Origin of the sequence: Pseudomonas sp. PvP028 (assembly GCF_017832255.1) — a bacterium.
GTDB lineage: Bacteria > Pseudomonadota > Gammaproteobacteria > Pseudomonadales > Pseudomonadaceae > Aquipseudomonas > Aquipseudomonas syringae.
The window spans coordinates 3,877,759-3,891,871 of sequence record NZ_JAFIBL010000001.1 but is presented as its reverse complement, the minus strand read 5'-3'; the positions used below and the strand labels follow the sequence as shown (position 1 = coordinate 3,891,871).

Annotated in this window: 10 protein-coding genes; 9 read left to right on the top strand and 1 reads right to left on the bottom strand. The window is 60.4% G+C overall.

Annotation, left to right across the window (positions count from 1 at the left end; translation table 11 throughout):
• Positions 1-4: 4 nt before the first annotated feature.
• The 6 genes from JOE34_RS17255 to JOE34_RS17230 all read left to right on the top strand — a co-directional run bounded on the left by JOE34_RS17255 (position 5) and on the right by JOE34_RS17230 (position 5,877).
• Positions 5-937: an ABC transporter permease gene (locus JOE34_RS17255; protein WP_065088827.1), complete on the top strand. Its 933-nt coding sequence runs from the start codon at positions 5-7 to the stop codon at positions 935-937.
• A complete protein-coding gene (locus JOE34_RS17250) occupies positions 934-2,577 on the top strand; it encodes an ABC transporter ATP-binding protein (RefSeq protein ID WP_065088828.1) in 1,644 nt (547 codons plus the stop codon). The genes JOE34_RS17255 and JOE34_RS17250 overlap by 4 nt, the downstream gene beginning before the upstream one ends.
• Positions 2,578-2,825: 248 nt before the next feature.
• Positions 2,826-3,698, top strand: a complete 873-nt coding sequence (gene ehuB, locus JOE34_RS17245) for an ectoine/hydroxyectoine ABC transporter substrate-binding protein EhuB (RefSeq protein WP_003383636.1) — start codon at positions 2,826-2,828, stop codon at positions 3,696-3,698.
• Between the two features lie 57 nt (positions 3,699-3,755).
• Positions 3,756-4,433: an ectoine/hydroxyectoine ABC transporter permease subunit EhuC gene (gene ehuC / locus JOE34_RS17240; protein ID WP_003383635.1), complete on the top strand. Its 678-nt coding sequence runs from the start codon at positions 3,756-3,758 to the stop codon at positions 4,431-4,433.
• Between the two features lie 3 nt (positions 4,434-4,436).
• The gene (gene ehuD / locus JOE34_RS17235; protein WP_003422880.1) at positions 4,437-5,087 is read left to right on the top strand and encodes an ectoine/hydroxyectoine ABC transporter permease subunit EhuD; all 651 of its coding nucleotides are present in this window, start codon (positions 4,437-4,439) and stop codon (positions 5,085-5,087) included.
• On the top strand, positions 5,080-5,877 hold the full coding sequence (locus JOE34_RS17230) for an amino acid ABC transporter ATP-binding protein (RefSeq protein ID WP_010408945.1): 798 nt from the start codon (positions 5,080-5,082) through the stop codon (positions 5,875-5,877). The genes ehuD and JOE34_RS17230 overlap by 8 nt, the downstream gene beginning before the upstream one ends.
• A gap of 67 nt (positions 5,878-5,944) precedes the next feature.
• On the opposite strand, the gene JOE34_RS17225 is transcribed toward JOE34_RS17230, so the two are convergent.
• Complete coding sequence (locus JOE34_RS17225) at positions 5,945-7,873, bottom strand: methyl-accepting chemotaxis protein (RefSeq protein WP_011268122.1); 1,929 nt, start codon at positions 7,871-7,873, stop codon at positions 5,945-5,947.
• A 317-nt stretch (positions 7,874-8,190) separates the two neighbouring features.
• Between JOE34_RS17225 and mexE the strand changes: the two genes are divergently transcribed.
• The 3 genes from mexE to JOE34_RS17210 are packed head-to-tail and all read left to right on the top strand — an operon-like array spanning position 8,191 to position 14,033.
• Positions 8,191-9,432, top strand: coding sequence for a multidrug efflux RND transporter periplasmic adaptor subunit MexE (mexE, locus tag JOE34_RS17220; protein WP_024665044.1), 1,242 nt, complete (start codon positions 8,191-8,193; stop codon positions 9,430-9,432).
• Between the two features lie 12 nt (positions 9,433-9,444).
• Complete coding sequence (locus tag JOE34_RS17215) at positions 9,445-12,636, top strand: efflux RND transporter permease subunit (protein ID WP_024665043.1); 3,192 nt, start codon at positions 9,445-9,447, stop codon at positions 12,634-12,636.
• The gene (locus JOE34_RS17210) at positions 12,636-14,033 is read left to right on the top strand and encodes a TolC family protein (RefSeq protein WP_161420955.1); all 1,398 of its coding nucleotides are present in this window, start codon (positions 12,636-12,638) and stop codon (positions 14,031-14,033) included. Before JOE34_RS17215 ends, JOE34_RS17210 begins: the two co-directional genes overlap by 1 nt.
• The last annotated feature ends 80 nt before the right edge of the window (positions 14,034-14,113 follow it).

The window sequence follows — 14,113 nt, the reverse complement described above, 5'->3', positions numbered from 1 at the left end:
AGACATGACTATCTTCGACAACCGCCTTGCGCGCCTGGCTCGCCTGGTTGCTTCCGGTGAAACCATTCCAGTTAAAACCGCACCTGCAGCGCTGTGGCGACGGCGCAGCAGCCTGAGCCGGATCGCGGAAGCCGCGCGCCCCCTGTTGCGGCGCCCGGGTTTTCTGCTGGCCGTGGCAATCGTCGCCTTTGCGCTGCTGGCCGCGCTGGCACCCCATCTCCTGAGCAGCTACGCACCTTATGCCACCTCGCCTGCCGACAAGCTCACCGCCCCCAATGCTGCGCACTGGTTTGGCACCGACGAGCTGGGCCGTGATCTTTATACCCGCGTGGTGCACGGCTCCAGCCTCTCGGTACAGGCCGCACTGCTGGCGGTTGGCATCGCCATGGCCGGCGGCTTGAGTCTGGGGGTGATTTCCGGTTTCGCAGGCGGGCGCATCGATGCGGTGATCATGCGCCTGATCGATGTATTGCTGGCCCTGCCCGGCTTGCTACTGGCGCTGGCGATTGTCACAGCCATCGGGTTCGGCACCCTTCCGGTAGCCATAGCAGTAGGCGTAGGGATCATTCCCGGTTTCGCTCGCACCACCCGCGCAGAAGTGCTGCGGGTCAAGACGTTGCCCTACGTGGAAGCTGCACGTCTGGGCGGCGCGAGCTGGACCCGTACCCTGCTGCGACACATTCTGCCCAACGCCTGGGGCCCGGTGGCGGTGCTGGCCACACTGGACTTCGGCGCGGCGATTCTGGCGACGGCCGGGCTGAGCTTCCTCGGCTTTGGTGCTGAACCGCCAGCCGCCGAATGGGGCACGCTGATCGCCAACGGTCGGCACTTTCTGATGACTGCGCCTTGGGTTTCGCTACTGCCTGGCTTGTTCGTGGTCGCTATCGTGTTCAGCTTTAACCACATCGCACGCACTCTGGAAGAGATTCAACGATGACCGACACCCCGCAACTGATCGACATCCGACACCTGGGCGTTGCCTATCGTTTCGACGGGCAGGTCAATCAGGCCGTGCGCAACGTTTCGTTTCAGGTCGCCAAGGGCGAAACCGTGGCGATTGTCGGCGAGTCGGGTTCCGGCAAGTCGACGATGGCCAACGCAATCCTCGGCCTGCTACCGGATAACGCAACCATCACCAGTGGCGAACTGCAGATTGATGGTCACGATCTGAGCCATGCGTCCGAGCGCGAGAAACGTCGGATTCGCGGCAGCGTGATCGGCTTGGTGCCGCAGGACCCGATGGTCAGCCTGAACCCGACTCTGCGCATCGGTCGGCAAATTGCCGAAGCACTGCTGCAGGCGCATGGCGGGCGTTATCCGACAGTCGATGCCGATGTGCTGGAACTGCTGCAGCAAGTCGGCCTGGACAAGCCCTTGTTACGCGCTCGTCAGTACCCGCACGAACTGTCCGGCGGCATGCGCCAGCGCGTGTTGATTGCCATCGCCCTGGCAGGCAATCCGCGCCTGATCATCGCCGACGAGCCCACCAGCGCTCTGGACGTGACGGTACAACGCAAGATCCTCGATCATCTGCAACGTCTGGTGGCCGAGCGTGGCATCTCCTTGCTGATCATTACCCATGACCTCGGTGTGGCGGCCGACCGCGCTGACCGGGTGCTGGTCATGAACAACGGCGAGCTGGTCGAACATGGCACACCCGAGCAGATTCTCGTCAACCCAGGCCATGCCTACACCCGAGCACTGATCGCCGCCGCTCCAGCATTCGGCCAGCGCAAAAGCCCGGTCGCTCCACGCCGGGTCCTGGCCAATGACACACCATTGCTGAACCTGAGCAACATCAGCAAGACCTACCGTCTGCCCTACGTAAAAGGCGAAGAGGCAGAGTTTCAGGCGTTGCAGGATGTCAGTTTCAAGGTCTTTCCCGGTCAGACACTGGCCATCGTCGGCGAGTCCGGTTCTGGCAAAAGCACTGCACTGCGCATTGCGTTGGGCCTGGAGAAGCCCACCCACGGACGAGTTTTACTGGACGACCAGGATGTCACCGACCTGGGCTGGCGCGAATTCAGACCACTGCGACGGCGTATCCAACTGGTGCAGCAAAATCCGTTCGCGGCCCTTGACCCACGCTTCACGTTATTCGAAAGCATCGTCGAACCCCTGGTCTCGTTCGGCCTGCTCAAAGGCCGCGAACTGGAGCAGGCCGCACGCCGGTTGATAGAGCGAGTGCAGTTGCCCGTGGCCTATCTGGACCGCCTGCCGCGCGAGCTTTCCGGTGGCCAGCGTCAGCGGGTTGCCATTGCCAGAGCGCTGGCCCTGCAGCCCGATCTGCTGCTGCTCGATGAGCCGGTCTCGGCACTGGACGTGTCGGTGCAGGCGCAGATCCTCGACCTGCTGGTCGAGCTGCAAGCCGAATCGGGCATCGCCTACGTGCTGGTCTCTCACGACCTTGCAGTGGTCGCCAGCGTTGCCCACCAGGTACTGGTGCTCAAGCATGGCAAGACCGTCGAGCAGGGTCTGGCCGAGGAAGTTTTTGCCAGACCTGAAGCGGCCTACACCCAGGAGTTGATTGCCGCGATACCTGGCCGGCGTCTGGAGTTGCAAACAGGGACGCACTGACAAATACCTGGTCTTGCATCAATAGGTCGCACGACGCTTGGCATCCATAACGGCGGCGACTGCGTATATGCATATTCCTTATCGATATTTAAATTATTTTTTTAATAGCTATAGAGTTGCGTCTTATGCACTAAACGTTGCCGAAGCAGGATGCAGGCAAGACCAAGCTACCTTGCGCTTGCGCACCTGACCCGCATGTTCAGGCCGCATCAGCAAGAAGCCCTATTCCCCTACTTCGAGCACCCGCAATGAAAGGCATCACCCCCCTGTCGTTCCCAGCCCTGATGGGTTCAGCGCTGCTGCTGAATGCCGTCATTTCATTCCCTGCCCTGGCCGGACTGCTGGAAAAAGGTCGCACTGACGGCCTGACCGCTGGTATCGCCAATGAACAGCCCTATGCCTACATCGGCACCGACGGCAAAGCCACCGGGGCCAATGTCGAGATATTGCGGGCGATTCTAGAACCGCTGGGCATCAAGCAGATCGAGACGCCTATCACTGACTTCGGTTCGCTGGTGCCGGGTCTGGCAGCCGGTCGTTTCGACTTGATCGGTGCAGGCCTGTTCATCAATCCGAATCGCTGCAAGGTCATCGCGTTCTCCAACCCGGTGACACGATCCGGCGGTGCGTTCATTGTCAAAACCGGTAACCCGCTGAACCTGCACAGCCTCAAGGACGTCGCCGGCAACACCAAGGTGCGCCTGGCCACGCAACCTGGCAGCAATCAGGTTCAGGAAGCCAAAGACAGCGGTATCGCCAACGGCAACGTGGTGTTGTTCGACAAGGACACCGAGGCATTGGCCGCCTTGCAGGCGGGTCGCGTGGACGTGGTTTATTTCCCGGACGCCGAAGTCATCAGTCTGATCAAGAAAGCCAACAGCGCGGACATCGAACGCGCCTTGCCTTTCGAGCAGATCCCGGACGCCAGTGGCAAACCGGGCTGGAATTACCATGCCTATGGCCTGCCAAAAAATGATCCGGCGTTTGAACAGGCTTTTAACGAACAACTGGCCAAACTCCGGGCGTCGGGCGAGCTGCTGAAAATCCTGCAGAAGTACGGCTACACCGAAAATGAACTGGCTGACCCGGCCATCACCGCAGTCCAACGCTGCAACCCATGACCTGCCCCGCCCCGCAAGGGCGCGCAGTAAACGGCCCTGACCCACACGAGTACGGCCATGCCTGTTGATGCTGCAACACTGGAAACCGCAGGTTTCATCGCCAGACAACTGGCCCACGGTGCCTGGATCACCCTGCAGATCACCGTGCTTGCCGAACTGCTGGTGCTGGTGCTCTCGTTTGTAATCGCCCTGATGCGCCTGTCGCCCTTCCGGGCGTTACGCTGGTTCGCCACGGTGTATGTCGAGGTGCTGCGTGGCATCTCGGCATTGGTGCTGCTGTTTTATCTGTTCTTCATTCTGCCGCTGTTCGGCATCCGCCTGTCCCCCATGACCACCGGCGTGCTGGGGCTGGGCCTGACGTTTTCGGCGTATGGCGCGGAAATCATTCGCTCGGCACTGATCAACGTCAGCCAGGGTCAACGTGACGCTGTGCGTGCGCTGGACTTCGGGCCGATAAGCGCATTTCGGCGAATCATTCTGCCGCAGGCCCTGCCGTTCATGATCCCGCCGATGGGCAATCAGTTGGTCGAGCTGCTGAAAACCACGTCGCTGGTCTCGCTCATCACCCTCACCGACCTGACCTTTACCGGCAGTCAATTGATCACCACGCTGGGCCAGCAAACGCTGATCTGGAGCATCGTGCTGGTGTGCTATTTCGTGATGGCCTGGCCATTGAGCTGGCTGGTCAAGCGTTATGAGCAGCACGCCACCGCGTGGCGCACGGCCAGGGGATGAACGATGGAGTTTGATATCGCATTCGCCTGGTCGATTCTGCCGGAGCTGTTTCAGGGCTTGCTGGTGACCGTACAGGTCGTGGTGCTGGGGTTCCTGCTCGCGGTGTTGCTCGGTCTGATCCTGGCCCTGACACTGCGCTCGCAGATAACCATCGTGCATCGCCTGAGCAAAGGCTACCTGAGCTTTTTCCGTAATACGCCGTTGATGGTCCAGTTGTATGTGCTGTTCTTCGCGCTGCCGCTGGCGGGCATCACCTTCCCGGCGATCACCACCGGTGTGATAGGTCTTGGCTGCTATTACGCGGCCTATATTGCCGAAGCGTATCGCGGTGCCATTGACGACATCCCGGCCGGACAGTGGGAAGCCGCACGCGCCCTTGACTTCAATCGTGGCGACACCTGGCGGCGCATCATCCTGCCGCAGGCGTTGAAACCCATGCTGCCGGTGCTCGGTAATTACCTGATCGGTATGTTCAAGGAAACGCCACTTCTGGCGGTGATTACTATTCCTGAACTGTTTCAGGCTGCCAAGCAGATCGCTGGCATGACCTATCGTTACAACGAACCGTACACGGTGATGGCGCTGATGTTTCTGGCAATCAGTGTGCCGACCTCGTTGCTGTTCAAATACCTGGAAAGGCGCAGCCATGTCTGATCTCGCACACACCGCAATTCCGTCCGTCACCATTGCGCAGATACAGCTGAAACACGTGGTCAAGGACTTCGGCCGCAACCGGATCATCGACCATCTGGACCTGAGCATTCCTCAAGGTCAGAAAGTCGCCTTGATCGGCCCCAGTGGCTCGGGCAAATCAACGGTATTGCGCCTTATCAAGGGCCTGGAAAACTACCAGCAAGGCAGCATAGAAGTCGCAGGCGAAACAGTGCCCGCGCGCGCATCCGGATGGCGCTGGCCTGGCGCACGCAAGGCTCCGGTGGAGCATCGGGTAGGCATGGTGTTCCAGCAGTTCAACCTGTTCCCGCACCTCACCGTGCAGGAAAATGTCACCGAAGCGCCGTTACGGGTGCTCAGACTGACTCGTGAAGAGGCCCTTGCGCGCGCGCATCAATACCTCGGACTGGTCGGGCTTGCTCACAAGGCCGATGCCTATCCGAGCCAGCTTTCCGGTGGTCAGCAACAACGCGTAGCGATTGCCAGAGCGCTGGCCATGCGTCCGCAGGTCATGTTGTTCGATGAAGTCACGTCGGCGCTCGACCCCGAGCTGGTCGGCGAGGTACTGGCGGTGATTCGCTCGATTGCCCACGAATTTCAGATGACCATGCTACTGGTGACCCACGAGATGAAATTCGCTCAGGACATCGCTGACCGGGTGCTGTTCATGGAGGGAGGCCGCATCGTGGCGGACGGCACCCCGAGCGAAATTCTGCTGAATCCGCAAAACGAACGGACTCGAAGATTTCTGCAGCGGGTGGAGCAGCGCTGATTGCCAGCGCCGCTCTTCTTGCATTGTGAGACGTTTGAACGTCGCGACTTTTTGAAAGTGGCGACCATCAGATCCGGAAGCGCGCAACCATGTCCTGCAGGTTGCTGCCCAGGCGCGCCAGTTCCACGGTAGACGCCGCGCTTTGCTCGGTAGCCGTGGCAGACTGGTCGGCAATATCGCGTACGCTGATGACACTGCGATTGATTTCGTCGGTAACGGCGCTCTGCTCTTCAGCGGCAGCAGAGATCTGTTGACTCATCTGTTCGATGGTCACGATCGAATGAGTGATTTCAAGCAGCGATTCTTCGGCCTGGCGCGCCAGCGCCACGGTGCCTTCAGTACGTTGACGGCTGGCATTCATCAGCTCCGATGCCGCGCCAGTGCCATCCTGCAAGGACTTTATCAGCGCCTCGATTTCAGTCGTGGATGACTGTGTACGCTGAGCCAGCGAACGCACCTCATCGGCCACCACGGCAAAGCCACGGCCCTGCTCACCTGCGCGTGCAGCTTCGATCGCGGCATTGAGGGCCAGCAGGTTGGTTTGTTCTGCCACCGCCTTGATCACATCGATGACACCGCCAATCTTGTCACTGTCCTGAATCAGGCGCTGCATGGCCTCGCCCAGTTGCCCCACTTCACCGGCAAGCTGGCTGATTTCACGCGTGGCGTGTTGCACCACGCTGCTGCCATGGGCTGCACGATCACTGGCCTGTCTGGCGGCCTGCGATGCATCTTCAGTGTTCTGCGCCACTTCCTGAACGGTGGAAGCCATCTGGTTCATGGCGGTCGCCACCTGGTCGACTTCCAGTTTCTGCTGAGTGACACCCGCACTGGTCTGCTCGCTGACGGCTGAAAGCTCCTCGGCCGCCGTGGCAATTTGTGTCACGCCATTGCTGATACCGCCAATCAGGGTCCGCAGCGATACGGTCATGTGTTGCATGGTGTTTTGCAGCAGGCCCAGTTCATCCTGGCGAGTGGTACTGAGGTCGTTGGTCAGATCGCCGTCGGCAATCCGACGCGCCGCGATCACTGTCGAATCGAGCGGACGGGTGATCTGACGGGTAATCAGGATCGCCGCGAAGATGCCCAGCAGCAATACGATCACCGCCACGGTGAGCAGCTGGGTTACTGCACTGTCTTTTTCTTTATTGGCACTGACAACCTGACCCGCCATCAGCTTTTCCGCACTGGTGACGATGTCCATTGACTGCTGGCGAAGGCTGTCGCGAATCTGATCGTTCTGTTGCATCAGTTGCGAGATGGAGACCATCAACGACTTGTACTGTTGCAGCGCCGCGAGCGCCTCATCCACCGCCGGGCCGGCCTTGTTAGGCAGTTGATTGCGCGCGCTGCCCACCTGAGCGATCAGCGAATCGGCAGCGTCGAAAGTAATCTGCCTGTTTTCAGCAGTCGGGATACTGATATAACGGCGAAACACCAGGCGAAAGTTGGTCATGCCATTGCGCAGGTCGCCGGCAATCTTCACTTGATCGATACCGCTCTGGTCCAGCGAGCGGGAAACGTCGTCAAAGGTCTTTTGCAGCAGTGTTTCGAAACTTCCGCTGACCTGTTCGGAAATGGTGATCAGCGGCTGCATGGCCTGATCAATTTGCCGATTGTTATCGACCAACTGGCTGAACGTTTGCTTCAAGACACCCGCCTGGTCGCGAATCCCTCTGAGCATATCGGCGTTGACCGGAACGGTCAGAATCTTCAGGCCGTCCTCGATGGTCTTGCCCAGGTTGTCCAGAGCCGACGTATAGCCCTGCGAATTGCTCGCGTCAGGCTTGGCGGTGTAGGTCTGCGCAGCGATCCTGAGGCTCAGCGCATCGGCCTTCACCTCGGAAACCTTGGCTGCCTTACCCAGCCGTTCGATCAGCAGGTTGGTGCTGAGGTAACCGATCGCGGTGACCGTCAGCACGCCCAGCAGTATCAGACCGAAGCCTACACTCAGCTTTTTGCTGACCTTCAAATTGTCCAGCCATGTCGACTTCATCAAATCTTTCCTCGGGATTTATCGTGATACCCAAGGATCGACTGTTCGCGGAACAACTTAATAGCCGCGGCGATTGCAAAGATTGATCGAAGAGATAGCAATATGACATGAGCTTTTTTGGCACTCTGTCAGGCCAGCACTTGCAGCCCCGAATACCTGGCCAAAGTCCGCCTTCAGGGTCACTCGCTCAGGGAGTTTCACAGACCTATAGCTACTCATCATTGTCGGTGATAGTAACCTTCGGTTTATTCGATTCGTTAATAACACCCCGTGCGCAACAGAATCCGCCCCATTCTTCACTATTGGCGGAACTTCCCATGCACCAGACAATCAGCCATCTGCGCTACCCTCTCACCGCCCTCGCCTTGATCGTCATCAGTGCTTGCGGCCGTGCGCCGGAAGCCACCAGTGCGCCTGGCGCAGCCAAGGTCAGTGTGGCCAAGGTACTGGAGCAGCCAGTCAACGAGTGGGATGAATTCACCGGTCGTCTCGAAGCACCTGAAACCGTCGAAGTGCGCCCGAGGGTTGCCGGTCAGATCGATCAGGTAGCCTTCACCGACGGCGCGCTGGTCAAGAAAGGCGACCTGCTGTTCCAGATCGATCCGCGCCCTTTCCAGTCGGAAGTCCGCCGTCTCGAAGCCCAGTTGCAACAGGCCCGCGCAGTCGCTTCGCGCAGTGACAGCGAAGCCCAGCGTGGTGAGCGTCTGCGCAGCAACAATGCGATTTCCGCCGAGCTGGCCGAATCGCGGACCACCTCGGCGCAGGAAGCCAAGGCCGGTGTCGCGGCCATTCAGGCGCAACTGGACCTGGCTCGACTGAACCTCAGTTTCACCCGTGTCACCGCACCGATTTCAGGTCGCGTGAGCCGTGCCGAAATCACCGCTGGCAACATTGTCACCGCCGATGTCACCGCCCTGACCAGCGTGGTCTCCACCGACAAGGTCTACGCCTACTTCGACGCGGACGAACGCGTGTTCCTCAAGTACACCGAGCTGGCCCGCAAAGGCCAGCGCGGTCAGACCACGCCGGTGTACCTGGGGCTGTCCAACGAACCTGGCAACCCGCACCTGGGCCAGATGAACTTTGTCGACAACCAGGTCAACCCGAGGACCGGCACCATTCGTGGCCGCGCCGTGTTCGATAACGCCGACGGTGCGTTTACCCCCGGTCTATATGCGCGCCTGAAACTGGTGGGCAGCGGCACTTACTCGGCCGTGCTGATCAACGACGAAGCGGTGGGCACCGACTTGGGCAAGAAGTTCGTGCTGGTCATGGACAAGGACAACAAGCCCGCCTACCGGGCTGTCGAGCTGGGGCCGAAAATCGAAGGCCTGCGCATTGTGCGCAATGGTCTGGCCAAGGATGACACCATCGTCGTCAAAGGCTTGCAGCGCGTTCGTCCCGGCCAGCCTGTGGACCCTGAAGTCACTCCGATGGCCAGCGCCGACACCCTCGCCGCACTGCTCAAACAACGCCAGGCCCTCGAAGCCAGCAACCTGCCACAAGTGGCGCCCAAAGCGGCCGTCAAAATCGCCAGCGCTGCCGCGCCGCGCGGCTAAGGGACTCGTCCGATGAACTTCTCCAAATTCTTTATTTCACGGCCGATCTTCGCCGCAGTGCTGTCGCTGTTGATCCTGATCGCCGGTGCCATCTCGCTGTTCCAGCTACCGATCAGTGAATATCCGGAAGTCGTGCCGCCAACCGTGGTGGTACGCGCTAACTTCCCCGGCGCCAACCCTAAGGTGATCGGCGAAACCGTGGCCTCGCCACTGGAACAGGCGATTACCGGTGTCGAAGGCATGCTCTACATGTCCTCGCAGGCCACCGCCGATGGCAAGCTGACCCTCACCATCACCTTCGCACTGGGGACCGACCTGGACAACGCGCAGGTGCAGGTGCAGAACCGCGTGACCCGCAGCGAGCCGAAGCTGCCTGAAGAAGTGACACGCATCGGCATCACTGTGGACAAGGCCTCCCCCGACCTGACCATGGTCGTGCACTTGACCTCACCGGACAAACGCTACGACATGCTGTACCTGTCCAACTACGCCGTGCTCAACATCAAGGATGAGCTGGCGCGACTGGGCGGCGTCGGTGACGTGCAATTGTTCGGCATGGGCGATTATTCGCTGCGGGTCTGGCTCGATCCGAACAAGACCGCCTCACGCAACCTGACCGCCACTGACGTGGTCAATGCGATTCGCGAACAGAACCGTCAGGTCGCCGCTGGCCAGCTGGGTTCTCCGCCCTCCCCGAATGCCACCAGCTTTCAGATGTCGATCAACACTCAGGGCCGCCTGGTCAGTGAGGAAGAGTTCGAAAACGTGGTCGTGCGAGCCGGTGCCGACGGTGAAATCACTCGCCTCAAGGACATTGCACGCATCGAACTGGGCTCCAGCCAGTACGCGCTGCGCTCGTTGCTCAATAATCAGCCTGCGGTAGCGATCCCGATCTTCCAGCGTCCCGGCTCCAACGCCATCGACATCTCCAACGATGTACGCGCACGGATGGCCGAGCTCAAGAAAAGCTTCCCGGAAGGCATGGACTACAGCATCGTCTATGACCCGACGATCTTCGTCCGCGGCTCCATCGAGGCAGTGATTCACACGCTGTTCGAAGCACTGATCCTGGTGGTGCTGGTGGTGATCCTGTTCCTGCAGACCTGGCGCGCATCGATCATCCCATTGGTGGCCGTACCGGTCTCGCTGATCGGCACCTTTGCGGTCATGCATATGTTCGGTTTCTCGCTGAACGCGCTGTCGTTGTTCGGCCTGGTGCTGGCGATCGGTATCGTGGTCGACGATGCCATCGTGGTGGTGGAGAACGTCGAGCGTAACATCGAGCTGGGCCTGGAGCCGGTCGCCGCCACGCACAAGGCCATGGCCGAAGTCACGGGGCCGATCATTGCGACGGCGCTGGTGCTGTGCGCTGTGTTCGTGCCTGCGGCATTCATTTCCGGGCTCAGCGGACAGTTCTATAAGCAGTTCGCGCTGACTATTGCCATTTCGACGGTCATTTCCGCCTTCAACTCGCTGACCCTGTCGCCTGCACTGGCCGCGGTATTGCTCAAAGGTCATGACGCGCCCAAGGATCGCTTCTCACGCTTCCTCGACAGAATGCTCGGCAGCTGGCTGTTCCGCCCGTTCAACCGCTTTTTCGAGAAAGCCAGCCATGGCTATGTCGGTACGGTTGCCAGGGTTATTCGCAGCAGCGGCATTGCCTTGCTGGTCTATGCGGGCCTGATGGTTTTGACCTGGATGGGTTTCGCCAGCACACCGACCGGTTTCGTCCCTAGCCAGGACAAGCAATACCTGGTTGCATTTGCCCAACTGCCGGACGCCGCGAGCCTGGACCGTACCGAAGATGTCATCAAACGCATGTCGGAGCTGGCCCTCAAGCAGCCTGGCGTGCAAGACGCCATTGCCTTCCCGGGTCTGTCGATCAACGGCTTCACCAACAGCCCGAATAACGGCGTGGTGTTCGTGACCCTCAAGCCGTTCGACGAGCGCAAAGACCCGAGCCTCTCGGCCAATGCAATTGCCGGCGCGCTGAACGGTCAGTTTGCCTCGATTCAGGAAGCCTACATGGCGATCTTCCCGCCACCACCGGTACAAGGCCTGGGCACCATCGGCGGCTTCCGCCTGCAAATCGAGGACCGTGGCAACCTCGGCTATGACGAGCTGTACAAGGAAACCCAGAACATCATCGCCAAAAGCCGCAGCGTGCCGGAACTGGCCGGGCTGTTTACCAGCTACACGGTGAACGTGCCGCAAGTCGATGCTGCGATTGACCGCGAGAAAGCCAAGACCCACGGCGTTGCAGTCAGTGATATTTTCGACACGCTGCAGGTGTATCTGGGTTCGCTGTATGCCAACGACTTCAACCGGTTTGGCCGCACCTATCAGGTCAATGTCCAGGCTGAGCAGCAGTTCCGTCAGGATGCCGACCAGATCGGTCAGCTCAAGGTACGCAATAACCTGGGCGAGATGATCCCGCTGGCAACCTTCGTCAAGGTCAGCGACACCGCCGGCCCCGACCGCGTCATGCACTACAACGGCTTCATCACTGCTGAAATCAACGGTGCAGCGGCACCGGGTTACAGCTCTGGCCAGGCTCAGGCAGCGGTCGAGAAACTGCTTCGCGAGGAACTGCCGACCGGCATGATCTACGAATGGACCGACCTGACCTATCAGCAGATCCTTTCGGGCAATACCGCGCTGTTCGTGTTCCCGCTCTGTGTGCTGCTGGCGTTTCTGGTACTGGCAGCCCAATACGAAAGCTGGAGCCTGCCGCTGGCGGTGATCCTGATCGTACCGATGACCCTGCTCTCGGCGATTGCCGGGGTGATGATCGCCGGCAGCGACAACAACATCTTCACTCAGATCGGCCTGATCGTACTGGTAGGCCTGGCGTGCAAGAACGCGATTCTGATCGTCGAGTTCGCCAAGGACAAACAGGCTGAAGGGATGAGCCCGCTGGATGCGGTACTGGAGGCATGCCGCCTGCGTCTACGGCCGATCCTGATGACCTCGTTCGCCTTCATCATGGGGGTCGTGCCTCTGGTGCTGTCCAGCGGTGCGGGTGCCGAGATGCGCCATGCGATGGGTGTCGCAGTGTTCTCCGGGATGCTGGGTGTCACGTTCTTCGGCCTGCTGCTGACGCCGGTGTTCTACGTGCTTATCCGTAATTACGTCGAACGCCAAGAGGCCCGCAAGGCCGCCAGGGTAAACAGCCAGCAAAACCTGCCTGCGGAGATGCATTGATGAGCGCGTACAAAGTCTTCATCCCGAGCCTGCTGGTCATGGCACTGGCGGCCTGCGCCGTGGGCCCCGACTACCGGGCACCGGTTACGGCGCCAGCGAAACTGGCGTCCGCCGCCCAGGGCAGCTATGACCGCAGCAAAGTGGACAGAGCCTGGTGGCAGCAGTTCGAGGACCCGACCCTCAATAAACTGGTAGCCAGGTCACTGGACGGCAACCGCGATCTGCGCGTCGCCTTCGCCCGGCTCAAGTCGGCGCGAGCCATTCGCGATGACGTCGCCAACGATGTGATGCCAGTGGTGACCAGCCGCGCCAGCAGTGACATCGGCAAGGGTCAGCAACCCGGCATCACCGAGCGCCGAGTCAACAGCGAGCGCTACGACCTGGGCCTGGACATGGCCTGGGAAGTGGACTTGTTCGGGCGCATCCAGCGCCAGCTGGAAGCCAGCGACGCCGATCAGGAAGCTGCAGAGGCCAACCTCTATCAGCTTCAGGTCACCCTGATTGCCGAGGTGGTCGACGCCTACGGCCAACTGCGCGGCGCACAGCTACGAGAAGCCATTGCCCGCGACAACCTGAAAAATCAGCAGAGTTCTCAGGACGTGACCACGCAACTGCGGGATGCGGGTGTGGGCAATGAGCTGGATGTGGTGCGTGCAGAGGCACGACTGGCCGCTGTCGAAGCGACCGTTCCGCAGTTGCAGGCCGAGCAGGCTCGCCAACGCAACCGTATCGCCACGTTATTGGGTGAGCGTCCGGAAAACCTCAGCGTCGACTTGAGCCCTAGCAAACTGCCGGCCATCGCCAAGGCCTTGCCGATTGGCGACCCTACGCAAGTGTTGCGCAATCGGCCGGACATCCGTGCAGCCGAGCGACAACTCGCTGCATCGACCGCACGTATCGGCGTTGCGACTGCCGATCTGTTCCCAAGGGTCAGCCTGAGCGGTTTTCTGGGCTTTACCGCCGGACGCGGCTCGCAGATCGGTTCGTCAGCGGCCAGAGCCTGGTCGCTGGGCCCGAGCATCACCTGGGCAGCCTTCGATCTGGGCAGTGTCCGGGCGCAGATTCGCAGTGCCGACGCTGACGCCGAGGGCGCACTGGCCAACTATGAGCAGCAAGTACTGCTCGCCTTGGAAGAGTCGGAGAACGCGTTCAGCGATTACGACAAACGCCAGCAGCGGCTGGTCTCGCTGATGCGCCAAAGCGATGCGAGTCGCTCGGCGGCCAGACTGGCCTCGGTGCAGTATCGCGAAGGCACGGCGGACTTCCTGGTCCTGCTGGATGCCGAGCGCGAGCGTCTGGCGGCCGAGGACGCTCAGGCGCAGGCAGAAATCGAGCTGTACCGCGGCATTGTGGCTATCTACAAGGCACTGGGTGGTGGCTGGCAGCCTCAGGCCTGAACCTGAAAAGCCGGTAAACCCGCCCCGCGTCCGATCAGGCCGCGGGGCTTTTTTTGCCTGAAACCCGGCTGCATCATGAT